Annotated in this window: 23 protein-coding genes and 1 tRNA gene; 10 read left to right on the top strand and 14 right to left on the bottom strand. The window is 70.0% G+C overall.

Annotated features, from left to right (window positions below; translation table 11 throughout):
* Window positions 1-58 precede the first annotated feature (58 nt).
* The gene (locus C2L58_RS14040) at window positions 59-814 is read left to right on the top strand and encodes a lytic polysaccharide monooxygenase (protein WP_103338012.1); all 756 of its coding nucleotides are present in this window, start codon (window positions 59-61) and stop codon (window positions 812-814) included.
* Window positions 811-1,344: a DUF305 domain-containing protein gene (locus C2L58_RS14045; protein WP_233225708.1), complete on the top strand. Its 534-nt coding sequence runs from the start codon at window positions 811-813 to the stop codon at window positions 1,342-1,344. Before C2L58_RS14040 ends, C2L58_RS14045 begins: the two co-directional genes overlap by 4 nt.
* Window positions 1,345-1,456: 112 nt before the next feature.
* On the opposite strand, the gene C2L58_RS14050 is transcribed toward C2L58_RS14045, so the two are convergent.
* The 7 genes from C2L58_RS14050 to C2L58_RS14080 all read right to left on the bottom strand — a co-directional run bounded on the left by C2L58_RS14050 (window position 1,457) and on the right by C2L58_RS14080 (window position 8,458).
* Window positions 1,457-1,882 (bottom strand): heat shock protein transcriptional repressor HspR, encoded by a 426-nt coding sequence (locus tag C2L58_RS14050; protein ID WP_199191267.1) that lies wholly within the window; start codon window positions 1,880-1,882, stop codon window positions 1,457-1,459.
* A gap of 5 nt (window positions 1,883-1,887) precedes the next feature.
* On the bottom strand, window positions 1,888-3,069 hold the full coding sequence (gene dnaJ, locus C2L58_RS14055) for a molecular chaperone DnaJ (protein WP_103338015.1): 1,182 nt from the start codon (window positions 3,067-3,069) through the stop codon (window positions 1,888-1,890).
* A gap of 36 nt (window positions 3,070-3,105) precedes the next feature.
* Window positions 3,106-3,813 carry a nucleotide exchange factor GrpE gene (gene grpE / locus C2L58_RS14060; RefSeq protein ID WP_103338016.1) on the bottom strand — a complete coding sequence of 236 codons (708 nt, stop codon included), beginning with the start codon at window positions 3,811-3,813 and terminating at the stop codon, window positions 3,106-3,108.
* Window positions 3,810-5,684, bottom strand: a complete 1,875-nt coding sequence (gene dnaK, locus C2L58_RS14065; RefSeq protein ID WP_103338017.1) for a molecular chaperone DnaK — start codon at window positions 5,682-5,684, stop codon at window positions 3,810-3,812. Before dnaK ends, grpE begins: the two co-directional genes overlap by 4 nt.
* A 231-nt stretch (window positions 5,685-5,915) precedes the next feature.
* A complete protein-coding gene (locus C2L58_RS14070; protein ID WP_103338018.1) occupies window positions 5,916-7,358 on the bottom strand; it encodes an alpha/beta hydrolase in 1,443 nt (480 codons plus the stop codon).
* Between the two features lie 67 nt (window positions 7,359-7,425).
* Window positions 7,426-7,659, bottom strand: coding sequence for a hypothetical protein (locus C2L58_RS14075; protein ID WP_146073583.1), 234 nt, complete (start codon window positions 7,657-7,659; stop codon window positions 7,426-7,428).
* Between the two features lie 28 nt (window positions 7,660-7,687).
* Entirely contained in the window at window positions 7,688-8,458 is a 771-nt protein-coding gene (locus tag C2L58_RS14080; protein ID WP_103338020.1) for a DUF4097 family beta strand repeat-containing protein, read from the bottom strand.
* A gap of 173 nt (window positions 8,459-8,631) precedes the next feature.
* Here C2L58_RS14080 and C2L58_RS14085 point away from each other — a divergent pair, with 173 nt between their 5' ends.
* From C2L58_RS14085 to C2L58_RS14095, 3 genes are all read left to right on the top strand, one after another.
* Complete coding sequence (locus C2L58_RS14085; RefSeq protein ID WP_103338021.1) at window positions 8,632-9,165, top strand: YbhB/YbcL family Raf kinase inhibitor-like protein; 534 nt, start codon at window positions 8,632-8,634, stop codon at window positions 9,163-9,165.
* An 86-nt stretch (window positions 9,166-9,251) separates the two neighbouring features.
* Window positions 9,252-10,091, top strand: coding sequence for a helix-turn-helix domain-containing protein (locus tag C2L58_RS14090; protein ID WP_103338022.1), 840 nt, complete (start codon window positions 9,252-9,254; stop codon window positions 10,089-10,091).
* Window position 10,092: 1 nt separating this feature from the next.
* Window positions 10,093-10,251, top strand: a complete 159-nt coding sequence (locus tag C2L58_RS14095; protein WP_103338023.1) for a DUF397 domain-containing protein — start codon at window positions 10,093-10,095, stop codon at window positions 10,249-10,251.
* Here C2L58_RS14095 and C2L58_RS14100 read toward each other — a convergent pair.
* Entirely contained in the window at window positions 10,248-10,685 is a 438-nt protein-coding gene (locus C2L58_RS14100) for a GNAT family N-acetyltransferase (protein WP_103338024.1), read from the bottom strand. The two genes, C2L58_RS14095 and C2L58_RS14100, sit on opposite strands and share 4 nt — an antisense overlap.
* A 21-nt stretch (window positions 10,686-10,706) precedes the next feature.
* Window positions 10,707-11,267, bottom strand: a complete 561-nt coding sequence (locus C2L58_RS14105) for a TetR/AcrR family transcriptional regulator (protein ID WP_199191268.1) — start codon at window positions 11,265-11,267, stop codon at window positions 10,707-10,709.
* Between the two features lie 157 nt (window positions 11,268-11,424).
* On the opposite strand from C2L58_RS14105, the gene C2L58_RS14110 reads away from it, so the two are divergent.
* The 3 genes from C2L58_RS14110 (at window position 11,425) to C2L58_RS14120 (ending at window position 15,405) form a co-directional block, all read left to right on the top strand.
* Window positions 11,425-13,638: a (Fe-S)-binding protein gene (locus tag C2L58_RS14110; protein WP_103338026.1), complete on the top strand. Its 2,214-nt coding sequence runs from the start codon at window positions 11,425-11,427 to the stop codon at window positions 13,636-13,638.
* 319 nt (window positions 13,639-13,957) lie between these two features.
* On the top strand, window positions 13,958-14,389 hold the full coding sequence (locus C2L58_RS14115) for a DUF742 domain-containing protein (protein WP_103338027.1): 432 nt from the start codon (window positions 13,958-13,960) through the stop codon (window positions 14,387-14,389).
* 17 nt (window positions 14,390-14,406) lie between these two features.
* A complete protein-coding gene (locus C2L58_RS14120) occupies window positions 14,407-15,405 on the top strand; it encodes a cation diffusion facilitator family transporter (RefSeq protein ID WP_103338028.1) in 999 nt (332 codons plus the stop codon).
* Window positions 15,406-15,418: 13 nt separating this feature from the next.
* Here C2L58_RS14120 and C2L58_RS14125 read toward each other — a convergent pair whose 3' ends face one another.
* The 3 genes from C2L58_RS14125 to C2L58_RS14135 form a co-directional block, all read right to left on the bottom strand.
* Window positions 15,419-16,126 (bottom strand): CAP domain-containing protein, encoded by a 708-nt coding sequence (locus C2L58_RS14125; RefSeq protein WP_103338029.1) that lies wholly within the window; start codon window positions 16,124-16,126, stop codon window positions 15,419-15,421.
* A gap of 145 nt (window positions 16,127-16,271) precedes the next feature.
* On the bottom strand, window positions 16,272-20,669 hold the full coding sequence (locus C2L58_RS14130) for a DUF7507 domain-containing protein (protein ID WP_233225709.1): 4,398 nt from the start codon (window positions 20,667-20,669) through the stop codon (window positions 16,272-16,274).
* Window positions 20,670-20,744: 75 nt separating this feature from the next.
* Window positions 20,745-21,227, bottom strand: a complete 483-nt coding sequence (locus tag C2L58_RS14135) for a MarR family winged helix-turn-helix transcriptional regulator (RefSeq protein ID WP_103338031.1) — start codon at window positions 21,225-21,227, stop codon at window positions 20,745-20,747.
* Between the two features lie 73 nt (window positions 21,228-21,300).
* Here C2L58_RS14135 and C2L58_RS14140 point away from each other — a divergent pair, with 73 nt between their 5' ends.
* Window positions 21,301-22,494, top strand: a complete 1,194-nt coding sequence (locus tag C2L58_RS14140) for an FAD-dependent oxidoreductase (protein ID WP_103338032.1) — start codon at window positions 21,301-21,303, stop codon at window positions 22,492-22,494.
* On the opposite strand, the gene dcd is transcribed toward C2L58_RS14140, so the two are convergent.
* Together dcd and C2L58_RS14150 are read right to left on the bottom strand one after the other, a co-directional pair.
* Window positions 22,491-23,072: a dCTP deaminase gene (gene dcd / locus C2L58_RS14145; RefSeq protein ID WP_003058109.1), complete on the bottom strand. Its 582-nt coding sequence runs from the start codon at window positions 23,070-23,072 to the stop codon at window positions 22,491-22,493. The genes C2L58_RS14140 and dcd overlap by 4 nt on opposite strands.
* A 23-nt stretch (window positions 23,073-23,095) precedes the next feature.
* Window positions 23,096-24,292, bottom strand: coding sequence for an oxygenase MpaB family protein (locus C2L58_RS14150; RefSeq protein ID WP_103338033.1), 1,197 nt, complete (start codon window positions 24,290-24,292; stop codon window positions 23,096-23,098).
* 107 nt (window positions 24,293-24,399) lie between these two features.
* Between C2L58_RS14150 and C2L58_RS14155 the strand changes: the two genes are divergently transcribed.
* Window positions 24,400-24,470 (top strand) — tRNA-Gly (locus tag C2L58_RS14155).
* Window positions 24,471-24,675 lie beyond the last annotated feature (205 nt).

Raw genomic sequence — 24,675 nt, forward strand, 5'->3', positions numbered from 1 at the left:
GGACGTGCTCGTTCGTCCTCCCCTCCGGAACGACGCTGTTCCCCTTCGAGGAGCCGAAATGACCTGGAAAAGAAAGCTCTTCGCGGCCGCTGCCGGCGCCCTGCTCGCGCCGGTGCTGGTCGTCGTCCTCCCCGCCACCAGCGCGAGTGCCCACGGTTACGTGTCCGATCCGCCCAGCCGGCAGGCCAACTGCGCGGCCGGGAAGGTCTCCGGCTGCGGCGAGATCGTCTACGAACCGCAGAGCGTCGAAGGCCCGAAGGGGCTGCGCAGCTGCAACGGCGGGTTGTCGCAGTTCGCCGAGCTGACCGACGAGTCGAAGCCGTGGCCGGCCAAGTCGGTGGGCAGCACGGTGACGTTCAACTGGGTGTTCACCGCCCGGCACTCGACGTCGAACTACGAGTACTACGTCGGCGGCACCCGCGTCGCGGTGTTCAACGGCAACAACCAGCAGCCGCCGTCGACGTTGTCGCACACGGTGAACCTGGCCGGCTACTCGGGCCGGATCAAGGTGCTGGCCATCTGGAACATCGCGGACACGGCGAACGCGTTCTACAGCTGCGTCGACCTGCAGGTCGGTGGCGGCGGCACCCCGCCGCCGACGACCACCCCGCCCCCGACCACGACCCCGCCGCCGACCACGACCCCGCCCCCGACGACCAAGCCGCCGACGGGTGGCACGTGGGCGGCGGGCACGGCGTACAAGGCGGGCGACGTCGTGACGTACGGCGGCGGGAGCTACCGCTGCCTCCAGCCGCACACGGCGATCGCGGGCTGGGAGCCGCCGAACACCCCGGCGCTCTGGCAGCGCCAGTGAGAGTGGTCTTGGCCGTCGTCGCGCTTCTCCTGACCGGTTGCGCGACGACGGCCGCTCCACCACAGCACAACGCGGCCGACGTGATGTTCCTGCAGATGCTGATCCCGCAGAACGAGCAGGGGATCGAGATCGTCCGGCTGGCTTCGGCCCGCCCGCTGCCGGCGGGCTTGAAGGAGCTGGCGGCGGCGATCGAGGTGACGCAGAAGACCGAGGTCGAGGACATGCGACGCTGGCTCCGGGAGTGGAACCAGCCCGAGACGATGGCGATGGACCCGCAGGCCCACGCCGGCCACGGCGGCATGAAGATGACCTCGCCGGACCTGGTAGGAGCTTTGGAGACCGCCCCGGACGGCGAGTTCACCCGCCGGTTCCTGGACGTCCTGACCGGACAGCAGCAGGGAGCGGTCGAGCTGGCCCAGACGGAGAACGGGACCGCGGGCGGCGTCAACGCGCAGGCCCGGGACCTGGCTCGCCGGGTCATCGAGTCCCGGACGGCGGAGGTCAAGCAGTTGCTGAACACCAAGACGTAACCCGCGGCGCGGCCGCGAGCAGCCGGGAGGGGCTGCTCGCGGCCCCACTCTTCACGCACGAAGGCCTCCCCGGTCGCCCGGGGAGGCCTTCGTCGCTGCGTCGCTGCGGTGGTCAGCGGCGCTTGGGCCGCCAGACCACCAATGCCGTCTGCTGGTTGAGTGGCACCAGGTCCCGGCGGTAGGACGCGTGCGCCGCCGCCGTCGCCTGTTCCGCCGCCACGTACGCCGCCGTCAGTTCCTCGGTCAGCTCGGTGATCCGGGCGCGGAGCGCGTCGACCTGGTTCTCCAGCTCGATGATGCGCTTGATGCCGGCCAGGTTGACGCCGTCCTCCTGCGACAGGCGCTGGACCTCGCGCAGCAGCGCGATGTCCCGCATCGAGTAGCGCCGCCCGCCGCCGGCGGTGCGGCCCGGGGAGACCAGGCCCTGCCGGTCGTACGTGCGCAACGTCTGCGCGTGCATCCCGGCGAGCTGGGCCGCCACCGAGATGACGAACACCGGGGTCTCCTCGTCCCCTTCCTGGGGAATCCCGCCGAACACCACTCTCACCTACCTTGCAGCAGCTCGGTGATCTCGGGCCGGGGGTCGTGCCCGGCCATCGCCTCGGCGTACGCCTGCAGTGCCTCGCGCGCCTTGTCGTCCAGTTTGGCGGGAATCGCCGCCTGGAGGGTGACGAGCAGGTCACCTTGCGAACCGTCGCGCTTGGCGATGCCCTTGCCGCGCACGCGCAGCACCCGTCCGCTCGCGGTGCCCGGCGGCACCTTGAGCGAGACCTTGCCGTCCAGCGTCGGCACCGTGATCGTGGTGCCGAGCGTCAGCTCGGTGAAGTCCACCGGCACGGTGAGCGTCAGGTCGAGCGACTTCGGCTTGCGGCCGAACAGCGGGTGCGGCGCCACGTGCACCCGGACGTACAGGTCGCCCGCCTGCGCCCCGCCCCGGCCCGGCTCGCCTTGGCCGGCCAGCCGGATGCGCTGGTCGTCGTCGACGCCCGGCGGGATCCGGACGGTCAGCGTGCGGGTCCGCGTGCTGATGCCTTCGCCGCCGCACTCGGGGCACGGGTCGTCGATGATCGTCCCGCGGCCGCGGCAGTCGCGGCACGGCTCCGAGAACGCGAACGCACCCTGGCTGCGGCTGACCAGCCCCGACCCGGAACAGGTCGGGCAGGTCCGCGGCGACGTGCCCGGCCGGGCGCCGTTGCCGCTGCACGTCGCACAGGTCGCCGGGCTCGACAGCCGCAGCGGCAGGGTCGCGCCCTTGACCGCCTCGGTGAAGTCGATCCGGACGTCCGTCTCGACGTCGGCCCCGCGCTGCGGCCGGTTCGCCGTCGCGCCCGCCGAGGTCCGGCCACGGCCGAAGATCCCGCCGAGGATGTCCCCGAGCCCGCCGAAACCGCCCTGCTGACCCGCGCCGGCACCGGCCTGGCCGAAGATGTCGCCCATGTCGAAGCTGCCGCCACCGCCGCCACCGGGGAAGTTGAAGCCACCCCCGCCGCCGAACAGGCGCCGCGCCTCGTCGTACTCCTTGCGCTTGCTCGCGTCGGAGAGCACGCCGTAGGCCTCGGAGACCGCCTTGAACTTCTGCTCCGCCTGCGCGTTGCCGGAGTTCGCGTCCGGGTGGTTCTCCTTGGCCAGCTTCCGGTAGGCCTTCTTGATTTCGTCCGCGGTGGCGTCGGAGGAGACGCCCAGTTCACGGTAGAAGTCCTTACCGATCCATTCCCGTGCACTCATCGGGCGCCTCCTCCTTCCACTTGAACCGGATAGTGCTTACTGCTGTTGCTCATCGACTCCGCCGCCGAGTGGCAGCTCGCCACCCACGGACGGGTCCCCCGGGGCCGCACCGGGCTCGTGGTCGGTCACGCCGACCAGCGCCGCCCGCAGTACGCGATCCCCGAAGCGGTACCCGCGGCGCATGACCACGGTGACCGTCGGGCCCGCCACGTCCGGCGAGGTGTTGTGCTGGACGGCCTCGTGCACGCTCGGGTCGAAGGGCTCGCCCTCGGTCCCGAACGATTCGAGGCCCGCGCGCTGCAGGCCGCTGATCAGCTTGTCGCCGACGGCCTTGAACGCGCCGGTGAGGTCGCCGTGCTGCTCGGCCCGCTCGAGGTCGTCGAGCAGCGGCAGCAGGTCGTTCACCACGGTCGCCTTCGCGCCGATCACGACCGCCTCGCGGTCACGCTCGACCCGCTTGCGGTAGTTGGCGTACTCGGCCTGCAGGCGCTGCAGGTCGGCGGTGCGCTCGGACAGCTCCTTCTCCACGTCGGAGACGACCGACACCGCGTCGTCCATGATCGTGTCGCCGAGCGAGGGGCCCGCGTGCTCCACGGGCGCCTCCTCCGGCTCCGGCGCCGCGTGGGCCGGACCGGGCGGGCGAACCTGCCCGGTCTGGGGATCCACCCGGCGACGGTCCCGCACGACCACCGGCTCCTCGGGGCCTCGGCCCTGGTTCTCGGATTCGTCGTAGCTGTGGGTCACTTCTTCTCGTCCTCTTCGACGATCTCGGCGTCCACCACGTCATCGGCCTTGGCCTGGCCGCCGGCCGCACCGGCCTGGTCCGCACCGGCCGCGCCCGAGGCACCGGCCGCACCGGCCGCCGCGTCGGCGTTCGCGTTGGCGTACAGGGCGGTGCCCAGCTCCTGCGAAGCGGTGTTCAGCTTCTCGATCGACTCGCGGATCTTGGTCGAGTCGGTGCCCTTGAGCGCCTCGTTCGACTCGTCGATCGCGGACTTGACCTTGGCCTTGAGGTCCTCGGGCAGCTTGTCGTCGTTGTCCTTGAGGAACTTCTCGGTCTGGTAGACCAGCGTCTCCGCCTGGTTGCGGGTTTCCGCCTCTTCGCGCCGGGTCTTGTCTTCCTCGGCGTGGGCCTCGGCGTCCTTGACCATGCGCTCGATGTCGTCCTTCGGCAGCGCGGAGCCACCGGTGATCGTCATCGACTGTTCCTTGTTCGTGCCCAGGTCCTTCGCGGTCACGTGCACGATGCCGTTGGCGTCGATGTCGAAGGTGACCTCGATCTGCGGCACGCCACGCGGGGCCGGCGGGAGACCGGTCAGCTCGAACATGCCGAGCTTCTTGTTGTGCGCGGCGATCTCGCGCTCACCCTGGAACACCTGGATCTGCACCGACGGCTGGTTGTCGTCCGCGGTGGAGAAGATCTCCGAGCGCTTGGTCGGGATCGTGGTGTTGCGCTCGATGAGCTTGGTGAAGACGCCACCCTTGGTCTCGATGCCGAGCGAAAGCGGCGTGACGTCCAGCAGGAGGACGTCCTTGACCTCGCCCTTCAGCACACCGGCCTGCAGCGCCGCGCCGACCGCGACGACCTCGTCCGGGTTCACGCCCTTGTTCGGCTCGCGGCCGCCGGTCAGCTCCTTGACCAGGTCCGACACGGCCGGCATGCGGGTGGAACCACCGACGAGCACGACGTGGTCGATGTCGCCGACGGCGATGCCCGCGTCCCGGATGACGTTGTTGAACGGGTTCCGGGTGCGCTCGAGCAGGTCCGCGGTGATCTTCTGGAACTCGGCGCGCGAAAGCGTCTCGTCGAGGAACAGCGGGTTCTTGTCCGCGTCCACGGTGATGTACGGCAGGTTGATGCTGGCCGAGTTCGAGCTGGAGAGCTCGATCTTCGCCTTCTCCGCCGCCTCGCGGATGCGCTGCAGCGCCATCTTGTCCTTGGTCAGGTCGATGCCGTTCGTGGCCTTGAACTTGTCGACCAGCCACTTGACGATGCGCTCGTCCCAGTCGTCACCACCGAGGTGGTTGTCACCGGAGGTGGCGCGGACCTCGACGACGCCCTCGCCGATCTCCAGCAGCGAGACGTCGAAGGTGCCACCACCGAGGTCGAAGACCAGGATGGTCTGTTCCTTCTCGCCCTTGTCCAGGCCGTACGCCAGCGCGGCGGCGGTCGGCTCGTTGACGATGCGGAGCACGTTCAGGCCGGCGATCTGGCCGGCTTCCTTCGTGGCCTGCCGCTGGGCGTCCTCGAAGTACGCCGGGACGGTGATGACCGCGTCGGTGATCGTCTCGCCCAGGTACGCCTCGGCGTCGCGCTTCAGCTTCATCAGCACGCGCGCGCTGATTTCCTGGGAGGTGTAGTTCTTCCCGTCGATCTCGGTCTTCCAGTCGGTGCCGATGTGCCGCTTCACGGACCGGATGGTCCGGTCGACGTTCGTGACGGCCTGGTTCTTCGCCGGCTGGCCGGTCAGCACTTCGCCGTTCTTGGCGAAGGCGACGATCGAAGGGGTGGTCCGGGAGCCTTCCGAGTTGGCGATGACCGTCGGCTCGCCGCCCTCAAGGACGGCGACGACCGAGTTGGTCGTGCCGAGGTCGATGCCGACCGCTCGCGCCATGGTGCTTCCTCCTGTTTACGGCTGCTATGTTCGTGACCTGCACGTTCGTCCTCGCCTTGAGCGAGGCCCTGGCAAGTTTTATCGGGCCTTCGCGCACTCCGTCAAGCTGGACTTGAGTCGACTGCGCTCAACCTCTGTACCCAGCCTAACGAGGCGATCCGGGTTCTTGTTCCCGGGGCCGGTGGCCGAGTGCCTGAAGCGCCTGTGACGCCGCTCACCGGACGGGCCGGCTCACCGGCAGACTGCCTCGCGACCAGGAACGACGCCGCTGACCAGGTACGCCACCTCGGCCGCCCGGGCGCAAGCTGTGTTGAACAGGCCCGTGTGGCCGTCGTCGGTGCGGGTCAGCAGGGCCGCGCCGTCGATGCTCGCCGCCAGGCCGCGGGTCCAGGCCAGCGGGGTTGCCGGGTCGTGGGCGCCGCCCACCACCAGGATCGGCGGGGCGCCGTGGACCGGGTGTGGCTGGGGTGGGTTCTTCGGCGGGACCGGCCAGCCCGTGCACCCGCTGGCGAAGTCCCAGTACTCCGAGTACCGCCAGCTGTGCGGGGCCGCCGCACGCACGAGCCGGGCCATCCGGTCCAGGTCCGCCGGCCCGGTGAACGGCGAGGGGAAGTCATGGCAGCCGATCGCCCGGTAGGCCCCGTAGATCGGGGACAGGAACTGGTTCCGCTCGGTCAGCCCGCGAGCGTCCGGGAACTCGCCGCCGGCCGCGGCCAGGTCCCGGCCCAGCGCCGGCCAGTCGTCGCGGAGGTAGAGGTGGCCGTACACCCCCGCCGAGACCTCGTCGGCCGTCGCGGGCCGGCCCAGGTCGCTCGACCAGATCAAGCCGCGGGCCGCCCTGGCCACGACGTCGTCGTAGAAGCGCAGGACGTCCCGGCCGTGCAGGGCGCAGCCGGCCGCGGTGCGGCACCAGCCCGCGAACCGGACCAGCGCATCCTCGGTGGCCGCGGCCTCTTCGAGGATCGCCTGGTTCATCGGCCGCGCGTGGTCGATCGCGCCGTCGAGCACCATCGCCCGCACCCGGCCGGGGTGCTTCGACGCGTAGACCGCGCCCAGCTCGGTGCCGTACGAGAGGCCCAACCAGGAAATTCGAGGCTCGCCGAGCGCGGCCCGGATCGTCTCGATGTCCTCGGCCGCGCTCTGCGTGTCCGCGTTCGCCAGCAGCGGTCCGGTGCGGGCCAGGCAGTCCGCGCCCGCCTTCCGGTTGTGCGCGACCAGCTCGCCGAACCCGGTCCGCGTCGACGGGAACCGGTTCAGGGCCGGATCGAACAGCGTCGCCGGGTCGCACGTGATGCGCGGCGTGCTGTACCAGTCGCCGCGCGGGTCGAACCCCACGACGTCGAACCGCTGCCGCAGCTGCGCGAGATCCGGCGAAGCCAGCCCGCCGAACTGCACGAAGCCGACGCCGGAACCGCCCGGCCCGCCCGGGTTCACCAGCAGCGAGCCGATCCGCCCGCCCGGATCGAGCGCGGGCAGCCGGGCCAGCGCCAGCTGCGCCGACCCCAGCTCCGGCCGCGTGCGGTCGATCGGCACGTCGACCGTCGCGCACTCCGCCGACGGCTCCTGCTGTGTGGCGCACGGGCGCCAAGTCAAAACCGACGCGGAAGCGACGGCCGGTACCGCCGCCATGCAAACGACCGCCGCGATGACCGCGACGACCCGGCGCACGTCCATGATGTGGTTCCTCCCCCTGCACGCCGGCCTTCGGCGTGCCTCCTTCCTAACAGCGGCCACCGACAGTTCAGGAGTGGCGGGCCGTCCAGGAGGAGAAGAAGAAATCCGGGTTTCCTTGCTGCACAACGACTTCTGCCGGGGTCCCCACCCAAGAAGTCACCCGATAGTGGGAATCCACCGCGACCGGTACCCCCTGCGCCGGGGTTTCCGCCGGCTCGCCGCGCGAGAAGCCCACAGTCCCGAACATCGCGACCGCCCCCAGCAGCGCGGCCACCAGCACCCGCCGTTCGATCCTGCCCATCGAAAATGCCCCCGTAGTAAGAGAAAGGTCAGGCCGCGCGGACCGTGACGCTGCCGCTCGCGGTCGTCAGGTCCAGCACGTGCTGGGCGGACCCGTCGGTCGGGACGCCGAACTCGCGGTGCCCGCTGTCGCTGTTGCCCTCGACGCGGTACGGCCCGCCCGGCACGGCCAGCTCGATGCTGCCGCTGTCGGCGTGCACCTTCACGTCGTTCGCCTGGGCCAGCGTGAAATCGACGCTGCCGCTGGAGGACGTCACGTCCACCGGGCCGCGCACGTCGCGGCCGGTGATGCTGCCGGAGTCGCTCTGCAGCTGGACTTCGCCGACGTCCCGCAGGTCGATCGAGCCGCTGTCCAGCACCAGTTTCACCGCACCGGAGACGTCCTCGACGCGGGCTTGCCCGGAATCGGCGTGAACGTCCACACTCGACACCCCGGCGATGTCCAGCCCCCCGGAGTCGACGGTCCCCGTGACCGGCACCCCGCGCGGCACGACGACCTCGAAGTCGACCGAGCAGTTCACGCCGCAATCGCCGAGCACCAGCTGGTCGCCGTCGACGCGGTAGAAGGGACCGCTCGGCTTGCTCCGCCAGTGGTAGCTGACCTCTTCGCGCACCGTCGACGGCCCGGAGCCGGTGCGGATCTTGACCGATCCCGCGTCGCCCTCCAGCTTCACGCTGCGGATGGTCTGCGCAACGGTGCCGGTGTTGTCGAAGTCCGAACCCCAGCCCCACCCGAGCGCGGTCGCCAGGCCGACGCCGATCAGGACGATGCCACCCAGAGCCAGAAGCGGGCGCGCCATGGTCGTTGGTCCCCTCAGTGTTGTTTCCTCTGCGTGAGAAACGTTATGACGAGGTGAGCGGGCAGTACATGGGGGTAACCCCCCGAAAGACCCTGAGATGCCTCCCTGAGACGCGGGGACGGTGCCCTGGGCCTAACCTGGCGAAGTCTCCAGTTCCATGATCAGGAGGATCCATGCCGCAAGCACCCGGCCCGTACGAGTCCCTGCCCGACGTGCCGTCCTTCACCCTCCGCAGCAACGACGTCGCCGACGGCGAAACCCTGGCCACGCCCCACTTGTCCGGCATCTTCGGCGCCGGTGGCGAGGACCGTTCGCCGCACCTGGCGTGGGAAGGCTTCCCCGCGGAGACGAAGAGCTTCGCGATCACCTGCTACGACCCGGACGCCCCGACCGGCAGCGGATTCTGGCACTGGGCGGTGTTCAACGTCCCGGTTTCGGTGACGGAGCTGGCCTCCGGCGCGGGAGACGGCTCGGGCCTGCCGGAAGGCGCGGTGACGCTGAAGGGCGACGGCGGGGTCAAGCAGTTCCTCGGCGCGGCGCCCCCGCCCGGGCACGGCCCGCACCGCTACTACTTCGCGGTGCACGCCCTCGATCTGGACAAGCTGGACGTGCCGGAGGACGCGACGCCGGCGTTCCTCGGCTTCAACCTGTTCGGGCACACGCTGGCCCGCGCGGTGCTCACGCCGGTGTACGAGAACAAGGGCTGAGTTTTCGCACGACGGGCCCGGCGCTGTTGCGGATCGGCAACGGAGCCGGGCCCGGTTTTGTCGGACCCCGCTGACACACTGCGGTCATGCCACCACCGATAGCGACACCCCGGTCGAGAGCGCTGGGGTTCGGACTGCGGAAAGCGCGGAAGGCGCGCGGGTACGGGCTGCGCGAGCTGGCCCGCGCCACCGGCGTGCACGCGGCCGAGCTGTCCAATTGGGAGCTCGGCCTGCGGGTGCCCCGGATCGAGGAGGTCGCGCTCCTGCTCGGGCAGCTGCGGGTGCTCGGCGAGGAACGCGACAGGCTGTTCGAGCTGGCCCGCACCGCGCGCGAGCCGAACTGGGCCGAGAAGGAGATGCCGGACGCGCCCGCGATCCTCACGACGCTGGCCGAGTACGAGCGCACCGCGGCCGCCATCTTCAGCTGGCAGCCGATGCTGGTGCACGGCCTGCTGCAGACGCCCGACTACGCCCGGGCGATCCTCTCGTACGGCGGTTCTCCCGCACAGCTGGTCGAGCAGCGGTTGCGGGTGCGCATGGTCCGGCAGGCGGCCATGCGCGAGCACCGCGCGCCGGATTGCTCGTTCCTGCTCGGCGAGGTCGCGCTCCGGCAGCAGATCGGCGGCATCGAGACCCTGACCGACCAGCTGCGGCACCTCGTCGATCTCCCGCGGCGGCTGGCGATCCGGGTGGTGCCGTCCGGCGGCGATTTCCACCCCGGCCTCAACGGTTCCTTCGCCGTACTCGAGTACTCCGACCTGCCCTCCATCGTCTTCTTGGACCAGCATCGCGGGAGCGCCTACCTCTACGATGAGGATCAGGTGGCGGACTACAAGTCGGCCGCGAAGACCGTGGCATCCCTCGCCTTGGACGTGGACGAGTCCCGCGCGTTCGTCGAGGGGGTGATCGCCGAACTGGAGGCCTGACGTGACCTGGCGGAAGTCGACCTACAGCGGCCAAGAGGCCGACTGCGTGGAAGTGGCACTGGCCCCGGTGGTGCGGATCCGTGACACGAAGGACCGCCCGGGCGGAACCCTCGAAACATCCACCCGATCGTGGGACGCCCTCCTCGCCGACCTGCGTTAGCCGGCGAAGTTCGCCGCGTTGGGGCCCTCTCGCTCCAGGTAGTGGCCCTTGGTGTGCTCGGCGAAGCCGAACTGCCGGTACAGCCCGTGCGCGTCGGCGGTGTGCAGCATCCAGCGGAACTGCGCGCCGGGACCGTTGTCGATCATCTCGCGCACGATCTCCTTGCCGAGACCGCTGCCGCGTGCGGAGCCGACGACGAAGACGTCGGCGAGGTACGCGGACGAGACGCCGTCCGAGAAGGCGCGGGCGAACCCCACCATCGAGCCGTTCCGGTAGGCGCCGACGACCCGCCACGAGCCGTCGATGGCGGCTTCGACCTGCTCACGCGTGCGCCAGCGCCCCCAGTAGGCCTCGGTGGAGAGGAACTTCCACACCACGTCGAGGTCCAGCCGCGCGCGATCGTCGTCGAGCTCGTAGTCACCGAAGGTCCGCATGATCCGAAACTAGAACCGCCGTCAACGCGGTTTCAGCAGGTAGTCCACCACCGGACGCAGCTCGTCGGCCGACGGCGGCCCGTCGTCGATCAGGCCCTGGATGAGCAGCCCGTCGATGCCCGCGAGGAACACCCGGAACGCCACTTCGTCGTCGTGGCGGACCATCGACGTCAGGACGTCCAGCCAGCGGCGCGCGGCCGGCCGCAGCTCCGGCTTCCGCGCGGCCAGGAGGTACAGCTCGTACTCCGCCATCGTCCGCCCGCGCCGCGGCCCCAGCGCCTCGGCGAGCAGGGCCGCGACCTCCTCGGCGCCGCGCGACCCGCGGGACCGGGCCCGGTCGATCATCCAGTAGACCTCGGTCGCCATGTCCCTGGCGCACGAGATGAGCGTGGCGACCAGGAGGTCGTCCAGCGACGAGAAGTGGTAGGTCGTGGACGTCGTCGGCACCCCGGCCTCGGCCGCGACCGTCCGGTGGGTGACGCCCGCGACGCCGTCGCGCTCGATGATCCGCAGCGTGGCCGCGATGAGCTCGGTGCGCCGCTTCTCGCCGCGCGCCTTACGGCCGTCCACTTGCAGCTTCACCATAGGGTGAAAACTACCTGAACGATCGTCCCGAAACAAAGAGCGACGTACACCACATCGGTGGGACTTAGGGCGCCTCAACGGGTTACTCATCAGTAAGGACGGTTAGTCTCCCGGCACCACCACAGTTTTGAACCGGACGAAAGGCACCCGAACGATGGGCGCTCTGCAACTGACGCTCGGCGGGGTCTCCGTCGTGCTCGGCCTCGTCGCCTGGGGCATGTTCGCCGCGACGATCGCCCGTTTCGTGCGGGTGATCCGCCTCGGGCAGCCCGATTCGACGCGCAACGGGCCCTTCATGCCGCGCATGAAGACGCTGATCAAGGAGTTCGCCGCGCACACGCGGATGAACCGCAAGCGCAGCGTCGGCCCGGCCCACTGGCTGGTGATGTGGGGCTTCCTGCTCGGCTCGCTCGCCCTGTTCGAGGCCTACGGCGAGGTCTTCGTCCCGACGTGGGGCTGGCCGATCCTCGACGACTTCCCGCCGTTCCAGCTGCTCATGGAGCTGCTCGGGCTCGGCACGATCGTCGGCATCCTGGTCCTGATGGCGATCCGCCAGCGCAACCACCCGCGTCGCGCCGACCGCCAGTCGCGCTTCGCCGGCTCCAACTTCAAGTGGGCGTACTTCATCGAGGCCGTCGTCCTCATCGAAGGCATCGGCATCATCGGGGTCCGGGCCGCGAAGTCCGCGCTGAACACGCACGAAGGGCCGCTGTGGGCGTCCTTCGTCTCGAACCCGATCGGCCAGCTGCTGCCGGCCAGCCCGAACCTGGTCACGGTCTTCGCGTTCGTCAAGCTGATGAGCGCCACGGTCTGGCTGATCGTCGTCGCGCGCACCATGACCATGGGCATCGCGTGGCACCGTTTCAGCGCGTTCTTCAACATCTACTTCAAGCGTGAGGCCGACGGCGGCGTCGCCCTGGGCGCGCTCAAGCCGATGATGAGCGGCGGCAAGGTCCTCGACCTCGAGGAAGCCGACCCCGACGAGGACACCTTCGGCGTCGGCAAGATCGAAGACTTCAGCTGGAAGGGCTGGCTGGACTTCTCGACGTGCACCGAGTGCGGCCGCTGCCAGGAGCAGTGCCCCGCGTGGAACACCGGCAAGCCGCTGTCGCCGAAGCTGCTCATCACGCAGCTGCGTGACCACGCCTACGCGAAGGCGCCGTACCTGCTGGCCGGCGGCAAGCGCGACATGGCGGGCGACGAGGTCGGCCTGTCCGGGGACAACGTGTACGCCGGGATCGACGTCCTCGCGATCGCCGAGTCGCAGAAGGCGCTGATCGGCGATGACGGCGGCGTCATCGACCCCGACGTCCTGTGGTCCTGCACGAGCTGCGGCGCCTGCGTCGAGCAGTGCCCGGTCGACATCGAGCACGTCGACCACATCGTCGACATGCGCCGCTACCAGGTGATGATCGAGTCGTCGTTCCCCAGCGAGCTGAACGGCATGTTCAAGAACCTGGAGAACAAGGGCAACCCGTGGGGCCAGAACGCCAAGGACCGGCTGGCCTGGACCGAAGACCTCGACTTCGAGGTCCCGGTGTTCGACGGCGACATGGGCGACGCGGAATACCTGTTCTGGGTCGGCTGCGCGGGCGCGTTCGAGGACCGCGCGAAGAAGACCACGCGGGCGGTCGCGGAGCTGCTGCACATGGCCGACGTGAAGTACAAGGTGCTCGGCTCGGAGGAGTCGTGCACCGGTGACCCGGCGCGGCGCGCGGGCAACGAGTTCCTCTTCCAGATGCTCGCTCAGCAGAACGTCGAGGTGCTGAACTCGGTGTTCGAGGGCCGCGAGCGCAAGGCCCGCAAGGTCGTCGTGACCTGCGCGCACTGCTTCAACACCCTCGCCAACGAGTACCCGGAGCTGGGCGGCCAGTTCGACGTCGTGCACCACACGCAGCTGCTGAACCGCCTGGTGCGGGAGAAGCAGCTGGTGCCGGTGGCACCGGTCGCCGAGGACGTCACCTACCACGACCCGTGCTACCTCGGCCGCCACAACAAGGTCTACGAGGCGCCGCGCGAGCTGGTCGGCGCGACCGGTGCGCGGCTGCGGGAGATGCCGCGGCACGGCGACAAGTCGATGTGCTGCGGCGCGGGCGGCGCGCGGATGTGGATGGAAGAGAAGATCGGCAAGCGGATCAACATCGAGCGCGTCGACGAGGCGCTCGGCACCGCGCCGTCGAAGATCGCCACCGGCTGCCCGTTCTGCAAGGTGATGCTGAACGACGGCCTCACGGCCCGGCAGGCCGACGGCAGCGCGAGCGAGAAGGTCGAGATCGTCGACGTCGCGCAGATGCTGCTGGAGTCGGTCAAGCGGAAGCCGGAACCGAAGCCGATCGCGCTCGGAGCGCCGTCACTCGCGGAGGAGTGACACATTTCCCCGAGAACGCACGGCCCCGGTCAGGACTCCTGATCGGGGCCGTTTTCGTGATCGGCAAGATTGGCAATCAGGTAGCCATTCCACTACCCGTTGTCACACCTTTGTCCTGTCCGGCAGGCCCGCTAGCTGGGACTTCGTGAAAGTAATCGATTTCCTGAAAGATGTTCATGATAATCACCGAAATGGCCCATCAGGTTGGGGAGAAACGAAGGCCTGAACCCTGGACAAGCGGCGTATCCTGGCCTTTCCTCGCCGCCGCCGTTGCCAGCGAGGGCACCATTGTCGATCAAGGAATCAGGGGGCGGCACGGATGGCCGAGGACCGGCGGACCACTACGACCGGCCGACACGCACTCCACCCCATCCCGGACGACATCCGGCTTGCCCAGGACTACGTACCCACGCAGCGCACCCTTGTGCGCCCGTACGTCCTCACGCGCGGGCGGACGCAGTCCCGGCGGCACCTCGCGATCGAAGCGATGGTCTCGACGCGGGCCGAGGCGCACTGGGACGGCGCCCGGGTGACCGGCGAGATCCGGTCGGTGCGCTCGCTGTGCCTGCACCCGCGATCGGTCGCCGAGGTCGCGGCCACGCTGAGCGTGCCGCTCGGCGTCGTGCGCGTCCTGCTCGACGACATGGCCGAACAGGGCCTGGTGACCATCCACGACAGCCGGACCAGTGCCGACGGCCGGCCGGCGATGGCGCTCATGGAACGCGTTCTGCACGGCCTGCGCCGCCTCTGAGCACTACGCTCACCAAGGTGAGCGAGGAATCCGGCAACTCCGGCGGCGAAAGCACCCTGACCGTCCTGCTCGCCGGCGGGGTGAACCTGGCGATCGCCATCATGAAGCTGGTCGCGGGCATCATCACCGGCTCGGGCGCGATGCTGTCCGAAGCGGCGCACTCGGTGGCCGACACGATCACCGAGGTCCTGCTGCTGACCGCGCTGAAGCGCTCGGATCGGCCGGCCGACCGCGTGCACCCCTTCGGCTACGGCAAGGAGCGGTACTTCTGGTCGCTGCTCGCGGCCGTCTCGATCTTCGCCTCGGGCGCGATGTTCGCGCTCTACGAGGGCGTTTCGACGCTGTTCGGGCACGGCGAGGCGCAGAGCACGTCCTTGCTCAGCTACATCGTCCTCGCCGTGGCGTTCCTGCTGGAAGGCACGTCATGGCTGCAGGCGGTGCGCCAGGTCGTCCGGGAGTCGAAGGCCGAGAACCGCTCGTTGTTGACCTACCTGCGGCTCATCGACGACCCGACGCCGAAGACCGTGCTGTTCGAGGACTCGGCCGCGCTGATCGGCCTGCTGCTCGCGTTCGGCGGCATCGGCCTGCACCAGCTCACCGGTTCCGAGGTCTGGGACGGCATCGCGTCGATCGCCATCGGCCTGCTGCTCGCCTGCGTCGCCTACCTGCTCGGCCGCACGAACCGCGGCCTGCTGATCGGGCGGCAGGCCGATCCGACGATCGTTCGCGGGGTCCGCGAACACCTGTCCGCCGCGCCGGAGATCGAAGCCGTCGTCGACCTGCAGACCATGCTGATGGGCACCGACCAGGTGCTCGTCTGCAGCCGCGTGGACTTCGACGACTCGCTCGGCGCCGCGGACCTCGAACGCGCCTGCGTCCGGCTCGCGTCCGAGCTGACGGAGGCGTTCCACGACGTCACCGAGGTGTTCATCGAGCCGGTGCCGCGGTCCGATCCGGATCTGCGGGCGACGGTGCTGGCGCGCTACGGCGACATCGCCGAGCGGTGGAACAAGTAGCTCTCGGTATTGCTCAGTACCCGAAGTCCTGGACCCAGTACCAGCCCGCGGTGGTGACGCCGACGCCGATCTTCTTGAGCGAGCAGTTCAGGATGTTGGCGCGGTGGCCTTCGGAGTTCATCCAGGAGTCCATCACCTGCGCGGCGGACGTCTGCCCCCGCGCGATGTTCTCCGCGCCCGGCTTCGGGTAACCGGCCTGCTTGATGCGCTGGTCGAACGTCGTGCCGTCGGGACTGGTGTGGGAGAAGAACTTCTCGGCCGACATCTGGTCGCTGTAGTCCTGCGCGGCCTTCGTGACGTGCGATTCCTCGGTCAGCGGCTCACAGCCGGCCTTGGCGCGCTCGTCGTTGACCAGCGCGATGACCTGAGCGGCCGTCGAAGGCGCGACCCGGGCGGCGGGCTTGGTGGTCGACGGCGGCGGCGGCGCTTCGGACGTCGAGGGCTGCGGCGCGGCGGACGTCTCGGTCGGCGTGGGTTCCGCGCTGGAGGACGTCGGAGCGGGGGCCGAGCTCGAGGGCGCGGCGGGCTGACCGGGGGTGGTGGTCTGGACCTGGCGGCCGGAGACGTCGGTCCCGCTGCCACTGCCGGCGCCGGCGGGCGCGTTGGGCAGGACCAGCGCCGCGGCGCCGAGCTCCGCGGTGTTTCCTTCCGCGGTGGCCATCCAGGTGCCTGCCGCGGCGGAAAAAACGCCGAGCAGCACACTGAGTGACACGATCACCACGTGCGCACGTTCACCAATGGGGGACACGGCGCAGGAACGTATCACGGGACAATTACGACGAGAACCCTACGAACGCACTGGTCACATTTCCCGTCGGTGACAGGCACCGATTTCGGGGCAATCGGCCGCTTCCGCGTTACTCCATTCAGCTCATTCGAACGACGAACGTCGCTTCGCCGGAAGCTGTCACCGGACGCCGGACCGGGTCTTGACCGGTGGCCGTTGCTTTGCCCGTGAAGCCAACTTTGCCGGCGATCGTTGTGCAGATGTACGAGACTTCGGCGTCCGCGGCCAGTTCCGGCACGGTGTGGGCACAGGACGGGGTGTGGTCGTCGACCACCCTCACGTCGGCGAGCGGGACGTCACCGGTGTTCTTGACCAGGATCGAAAACGTGACGGTGTCGCCTTCCCGGACTTCGTAGGGAGCCGCGTCTTTCATCACGGCGATCTCCGGGTGGACGACATCGACTTTTGCGTCACCGGCCGATTGCACCGCGCGACCACTCGGGTCGATTCCGCTGATCTCGACGGTTTGGCCGAAGTCGTCAGCGGGCGCTTTCCGGACGCAGGTGTAGGTCTTCACCGTCCCGGCGGCCACGGTGTCGAACTTGTGCGCGCAGGTGCCCTGTTCGTCCACAACGGACACCGCGGTGAGCGGGACGTCGCCGACGTTGGTGACGGTGATCGTGAAGGTGACATCGTCGCCGGCGCGGACCGTCTTGGGTGTCGCGGCGGCCGTGATCTTGACGGCGGGGTGGATGACGTCGGCTTTGTCCGTGTCTTTTGCCGTGAGCGGCGGGCCGATGGGGGCCTCCGCCGTCGCCTCCGCGGCGATGTCCACGTCGTCGGCCGGGGCGGTCGTGGTGCAGTCGAAGTTCTGTCTGTCACGGGGTTTCAGCTCGTCGAAGGTCTTCGTGCAGGACCCGCTTCGGACGTCGACGGCGGTCAGCGGAACGTCACCGGTGTTGGTGACGGTGAGGGTGGCGGTGACGGCGTCGCCGGGGCGGAAGGGGCCGCCGTGGAGGTCCTGAGTGAGTTCGAGGGCCGGATGCAGCACGGTGTAGGCCGCGTCGTCGGTCGCGCTGACCTGGCGTTTCACCGGATCGGTGCCACTTGCGGTGGCGGAGCTCACGAAATTGTCGGTGCCGGCGTCTACCTTGCAGGAGTGGCGCTGCCGGGCGCCGGGGAGGAGGGTGCCGATGGACCGAGCGCACGCCGGAGTCCGACTGTCCACAAGGGACACATCGGTCAGCGGGACATCACCGGTGTTCGCGACGACGAGGGTGAACGTGACGGTGTCGCCTTGCCGGACGCGCGCGGGTGCGGCGTCGTCGGTGACGCTGATGGCGGGGTGGATGACATCGACGCCGGCGCTGGCGGACGCGGTCACCGGCCGATTCGTGGCATCGGTCCCGGTGGCATTCGCGACGGCGGCGAAGTCGGCTTCCCCGGCGGCTTGGGTGCAGGTGTAGGTGCGCTTGGCCTGAGGTTCGAGCCGCCCCAGGGACTTGGAGCAGTCCGAAGCCCGCTCATCGGCGACGGCGACGTCTTGGAGCGCGCTGTCACCGGTGTTGGTGACGGTGACGGTCGAGGTCACGGTGTCTGCGGCGTGCACGACAGCGGGGTCGACGGTCCGGGCGACCGCGACGGCCGGGTGGATGACGTCGACGGCAGCGCTGCCGGACGCGGTGACGTCCGAGCCGACGGGTGGGGTGGCGGTGACCCGGACGCTGCGGGTGACGTCGTCGGCCGGGGCCGTGGTGGTGCAGGTGAAGTCGCGGGTGGCGGCGGGGGCGAGGGTGCCCTCGAGGGATTGGGTGCAGCCGGTGGCTGGGGCCTGCGCGTCCCTGGCCTGCGCGTCGGTGACTCGGAGGCTCGCCAGCGGCACGTCACCGGTGTTGCGGACCGTGATCCGGAACGGCACCTTGTCGCCCTCGCGGAACGGGCCGCCCGGCACCTCGGTCGTGATCGCGACCGCCGGGTGCTGGACCGCGAACGCTCCCTCCGCGGCCGCCGTCACCGGGCGAGTGGTCGGGTCCGTGCCCGTCAGCGCCGGCTTGTTCGCGAAGCCGGCCGCGCCCGCGAGCGTCGTGCACGTGTACTCCTGCTGCGTCTGCGGCTGGAGCGTGCCGAACCGCTTCGCGCACGCCGGGGCCTGGTCGTCCGCGACCGTGACCTCGTTGAGCGGCACGTCGCCCGTGTTGGCCGCGGTGATCGTCCAGGTCACCGTGTCGCCCTCGCGGACCTGGGCCGGTGTCGCGCGCACGGCCAGCCGGAGCGCCGGGTGGATCACGTCCACCGCCGCGTCGTCGGTGACCTTCACCGCGCGGCCGAGCTGGTCCTTGCCGGTGGCCGTGGCCGTCGTGGCGAAGTCGTCCGGTGGGGCCGGCACGGTGCACCGGTAGGCGACCGTCGCGCCCGGGGCCAGGGCGCCGATCGCCTTGGCGCACGCCGGGACGTCGTCCGTCACGGCGACCTCGGTCAGCGGTGCGTCGCCGGCGTTGGCGACCGTCATCGTGAACGTGATCGGGTCGCCGGCGCGCGCGGTGGCGGGCGTGGCGTCCTTCGTGAGCGTCAGCTCCGGGGTGATGACCGTGACCGTCGCCGACGCGGTGGCCGTCACGGGCCGGCCGGCCAGGTCGGTTCCGGTCGCCGTCACCTGGGACGTCGTGGTCCGGGACGGGTTCGCCGTGCACGTGTACGTCTGCGTCGCGCCCGCGGCCAGGCCGGCGAAGGTGCGCGCGCACGCCGATGTCGTGTCGTCGGTGAGCTTCACCGGGGCGAGCGGGCTGTCGCCGGTGTTGTGCACCGCGACCGTCCAGGTGACGGCGTCACCCGCGTGGATCACCGGCGGGTCCGCGGTCTTGGTGACCTCGACCGCGGGCGCGATCGTCGGCGCGGGCGCGTCGGCCGTCGCCGTGACCTGCTTGCCGAGCTCGTCGGTGCCCACCGCGCTCGCCGTGTTGACGCCGTCGGCGATCGGCGCCTTCGCGGCGCACGTCGTCGTGCGGCTTTCGCCCGGCGCGAGCGCTCCGGTGAGAGCGCACGACGGCGTCTTCGGGTCAGCGACCTGGAGGTCGGCCAGCCCCGTGTCGCCGGTGTTCGTGACCTTGATCGTGAAGGTCACGACCTCGCCGGCGCGGTACGCGGGCCGGTCGGCCGTCTTCGTCATGCCCAGCGCCGGGTGCAGGACGTCGACGCGCGCGCTGGCGACGCCTTCGAGCGCGTCGCCGAGCGCGCTCGTGCCCGTGGCCTTCGCGGTGTTCGTGAAGTCGTCGGGCGGTGCGGTTCCGGTGCAGGTGTAGCTGATCGTCTGGTGCGGGGCGAGCGTGCCGAGCGGTTTGGCGCAGCCCGGGACGGCCGGGTCGGCAACCTCGACACCGGACGCCGGGACCTCGCCCGGGTTGGTCACGACGACGGCGAACGGCACCGGCTCACCGGCGTGCGCCTTCGGCCGGGTAGCGCGCACAGCGAGCTGAAGTTCGGGCACCGGCACGGAAAACGCGAGATTCTGCGCCAGGATGGCGTCGCCGCTGGTGACGAAGCCGAGCTTCGTGTTCGTCGCGCCGGCAGGGACGCTGTCGACGTTGAACGCCTTCGCGTCGACGCTGAAGTTGTTCTTCGCGCCCGGCGCCGCGGCGTTGTCGGCGCTGGAGACGAAGAAATTGGCCGTACCACCGGTTGCGGGCTCGGCGGCCGGGGTGCCGTCGACCAGGAACTGGTCGCCGGACGCGCCCCAGTCGCCGTCGTACGCCGTGACGCCGAGGTGCGCGTCGGCGGCCGCGGCGCGGAAGCCGGTGATCGTCGCCTCCGCCGCCGGGGCGCCGGCCGTCTGCCGGACGTGGCCGTCGTAGACGACCACCTTGCGCTTGTTCGGCGCGTAGTCCGCGTTGCGCTCCGGGTAGGCGTAAACGAGCGCGATCGACCAACCCCCCGCGCAGTCGAAACCCCGCATAGCCCAGACGTTCCCGACCGTCACGTCGAAAGCGGCGGAAACGTTCGCGAAAAGGCTGGTCACGTCGGCGTGCGCCGAGTAGTAACCGCCGTCTTCGGCGTACCCCGAAGGCGCGATGTCCACGGAGTCCGCGCTGCCGACGGAAAGCCGGACGTTCTGCTTCGCGGGCGTTCCTGGCGGCGCGACGGCCGAGGGGCCGCAGGTGGTGCTGCCGGCCCAGTTCAGCCGGGCGAAGACGACGTGGGCCCCCGGCGGGACGCCCACCGACGCGCTCGCCGAGTCGAACGTGCCCGGGTCGGCGTCGACGTCGGCCCACTGCATGAAGAAGTCGTCGTTGGCCAGCGTGTCCTTGCGGTCGGCGGAGTTCGCGCACGCCGCGGGGGTCGCCGTCCCCTTGGCCGGCGCGTCATCGGCGGCGACCGGGCAGCGCAGGACGCCGTTGCCCGCGTAGACGAAGTCGCCGTAGACCACGTCGTCGTAGCCCACCTCGAACGGCGGCGCGGCGGCCGCACCCGCCGACGGCACGAAGGCGGAGGCCAGGAAGACCAGTGCCAGCACGAGAATCGGGCGAAGCGGTCTTTCGGGCAACGGCACTCCTCGCCACCTGCGGGGCCGAGACGACCCTGGGAGCGTGGCACGAGAGCCGGTTTTACGCCTTCAAACTCACTCGTTCGTGGCCCCTGAGCCGGAGGCGGTCAGCTTCGCCGTCGACTCGTGGGTGAGGGCGGTGGCGGCCTGGGCGAACCCGATGATCGTGCGGAGCTCGTCGTCGGTGTAGCGCTCACAGAGCTCGTACATGCCCTTGACCAGGTGGTCCCACAGGTGCAGGCCGCTCGCGATGGCGGCCTGGTCCAGCGCGATGAGGACCTTGCGCCGGTCGTCCGGGTGCCGCTCGCGGTTGACGATGCCCTTGCGCTCGAGCCGGTCGATCATCGCCGTCACCGACGCGGGCGCGAGGCCCGACAGGTGCGCGAGGTCCTTCGGCGTCTGCGGCCCGAAGCGCGCGAGGTAGTCCAGGACCTTGCTCTCCACCGCCGAAAGCCCCCGGGTCTCGGCGATCGCGCTGTGGAACATGACCGTCGCCGTCGACATCTCCCGCGACTTGAGCAGGACTTCCTCGACGAGTTGTGCTCGCTCGCTTGACACGGCGACCAGCCTAGCCCACTCTTTAGTTCGACAGAACGAATTAGTTTCTAAGACATTCGAGGGGCCGAACGACATGACACGGGCACTGATCATCGGGGGTGGCGTCGCGGGCACGATCACGGCCATCGCCCTGCACGAAGCCGGGCACGAGCCGCTGCTGTTCGAGGCGTACGACCGCGACTCCGAGGGCGTCGGGGCGTTCCTGACGCTGGCCGTCAACGGCCTGGACGCGCTGCTCCCGCTCGGCCTCAAGGACGTCGTCCGGAGCGCGGGCTTCGACTCGCCGCGGATGTCGATCGGGCTCGGCAACGGCACCCGGCTCGCCGAATTCCCCCTGGGCGGCACCCTGCCGGACGGCACGGTGAGCCAGACCGTCCTGCGCTCCGACCTCTACGTGGCGTTGCGCGACGAGGCCGCGCGGCGCGGCATCCGCGTCGGATACGGCAAGCGCCTGGTCGGCGCGAGCCAGACGAACACGCAGGTCAGCGCGGACTTCTCCGACGGCTCGCACGCGCGAGGCGACCTCCTGATCGGCGCCGACGGCCTCCGCTCCCGCGTCCGCACGATCATCGACCCGGACGCGCCGTCACCGCGGTACGTCCCGCTGCTGAACACCGGTGGGTTCGCCGAAGGCCTGGACCTGCCCGACGAGCCGGGCGTGCTGAACATGGTCTTCGGCAAGCGCGTGTTCTTCTGCCACGTCGTCAGCACGGACGGCCGTGTCTGGTGGTTCGCGAACCCGGCCCGCAAGACCGAACCGGCCCCGGCCGAGCTGATCACGCTCTCGGGCGAGAAGTTGCGCGCCGAGCTCCTCCACCTGGTGGCCGGCGACCGGACACCGGCCACCGAGATCATCCGCGCCACGCGGGAGATCTACCCGGCCTGGCCGACGTACGACTTCCCGACGGTCCCGGTCTGGCACCGCGGCCGCATGGTCATCATCGGCGACGCGGCGCACGCGACGTCACCGGCGGCGGGCCAGGGCGCGTCGATGGCCATCGAAGACGCCGTCACGCTGGGCAAATGCCTCCGCGACGTGCCGGACGTCGAGCGCGCGCTGGCCACCTATGAGGGTCTGCGCCGCGAGCGCGTGGAAGCCGTGGTCGCGGCCGGCAAGCGCAACGGCGAGCAGAAGGTGATCGGCCCGGTCGGGCGGGTCGTCCGCGACTTCTTCATCAAGCGGGCGTTCGCGAAGCCGTTCGACGAGGACCCGAACGCCTTCATGTGGGACCACCGCATCGACTGGGACGAGAAGGTCGGCGTTTAGCGCCAGGTGTCGACGCGGTGGAAGTTCTTGTACGCCCGGCTCGGGGTCGGGCCGCGCTGCCCCTGGTAGCGGGACCCGGCTTCGCTGGAGCCGTACGGGTGCTCGGCCGAGCTGGAGAGCCGGAAGATACACAGCTGGCCGATCTTCATGCCGGGCCAGAGCGTGATCGGCAGGTTGGCGACGTTCGACAGCTCCAGGGTGATGTGCCCGGAGAAGCCGGGGTCGATGAACCCGGCGGTCGAGTGCGTGAGCAGCCCGAGGCGCCCGAGCGACGACTTGCCCTCGAGGCGGCCGGCGAGGTCGTCGGCCAGGGTGACGAGCTCGAACGTCGAGCCGAGCACGAATTCGCCGGGGTGCAGCACGAAGGGCTCGTCACCCTCCTTCTCGACCAGCGAGGTCAGCTCGTCCTGCTGCAGCTGCGGGTCGATGTGGGTGTACTTGCTGTTGTCGAAGACGCGGAAGAAGCGGTCGAGCCGGACGTCGATGCTGGACGGCTGGACCATGCCGGCATCGAAGGGGTCGATGCCGAGCCGGCCGGCGTCGAGCTCTTTGCGGAGGTCACGGTCACTGAGCAGCACGGCCCGAAGCCTATCCGGTGGGTTCAGGCCGCCCGCATGTGCTGCGCGTAGGTGGTGTCGGGCGCGAAGATCTTCTCGAGCCGCTTCACGTACCCGCGGCGCCCGGCCTGCCCGATCCGTTCCTGCAGCGCGGTGGCCCCGGGGATGAACCGCCGCACGGTCTCGGCGGCGAAGTTGACCCCCGCGACGGCGACGATCGCGGCCTGCGCGACGGGATCGTTCGGCAGCCCGAGGAAGTCGGCGTTGGTCTTCCCGAGCACGAGCCGGCTGATCGACGAGTGCACGGCGACGGAGACGTGCGAGAGCACCTTCCCGACAGCCCCGCGCCCCTCGCCGACGGCGGCGTTGGCCTCGATGAGCGCCTTGGCGAGCCGCTTCGAGTCGTCGTCCGGGATGAACTCGGTGGCGGCGAGCAGCCACAACAGCCGCCAGGCGTCCTCTTCGGAGGCGGGCAGCAGCTCGTCGTCGACCCCCATGAGCCAGCCGATGTAGCGCCAGAGGTGCAGGATGTCACCGCGTTCGCGGGCGGAGTAGCGGAGGCCGAGCAGCTGCGTGCCGAAGACGTAGACGAGCGAGAAGAGCAGGAGTGTCCCGGCGGTCTGCACCTGGTTGACGGGCCGGTCCCAGGCCGCGTAGTCCCAGTCGTCCCGCCGGTTCATGGCGGCGCGGACGTGGGCGTGCACGAGCCGGATCCGCAGCGCGGACGCGTACCCCTTCCGGCCGTGCTCGAGGGCACCGGGCGTGGTGACATCGATCCACCACGCGGCGGTCTCGACGAGCCGCCGGATGGCCTGGTATTCGATCTCCCCGGTCCCGACCAGCGATTTCGTGGCGCGCGACGCGAGGTAGCCGCCCATTAGCGACATGTCCCCGAGCGGGAAGAGCCCCAGCAACCCGGCCCGCGTGATGGCTTTCGCGCCCCGCTCGAGCCGGTCGTCATCGACCCAGTAGGGCTTGGCGTCGACCTGGTCGAAGAAGTCCTTGAGCGGCCCGGTCGCTTCGGCCCGGTTCGTCAGCGCTTCCTCGAAGAGGGCGCGCCCCTGCCCTTTGGGCTGCGGCGCCATCCAGGCGACGACGTCGTCCGCGAGCCGGTCCTGCACCTGGGCGAACTCCCGCAGACGCGCGACCTGCCGCTCGTCACCCCGGATGTCGCCCTCGATGAACAGCCGCTGGGCCAGCCGGAACCCGCCTTGCCGGAACAGCTCGGGCTCGTCCACCACACTCACCTCCGCCAGTCGACAACAAGTGTTGTCACTTGACGGGCGCGAGTCAAGGAGGAGGGGCCTGGACAGGGGGATCACGTTGCCGTGTATGCTGGCGACGCACTGCGGATGTAGTTCAATGGTAGAACATCAGCTTCCCAAGCTGAATACGCGGGTTCGATTCCCGTCATCCGCTCTCATAGCGAAGCCCCAGGTCACACGGTGTCTACTACGTGTCGGCGTCACTGGTCGCCCTCTGGCAGATCAGGGCTGCCCGCATGGTCGTCGTGCCCCCATCCGCGCCATCAGGTCCTTGGTCGAGGTACCGGCCCTCGACGCCCAGATGTTCCCCCGCTTGCCGGAGGTCATGGAAGTGCAGTCTCTTGAGCCCCATCCTTTTC

The sequence above is a fragment of the Amycolatopsis sp. CA-126428 genome (assembly GCF_002904335.1).
Classification (GTDB): Bacteria; Actinomycetota; Actinomycetes; order Mycobacteriales; family Pseudonocardiaceae; genus Amycolatopsis.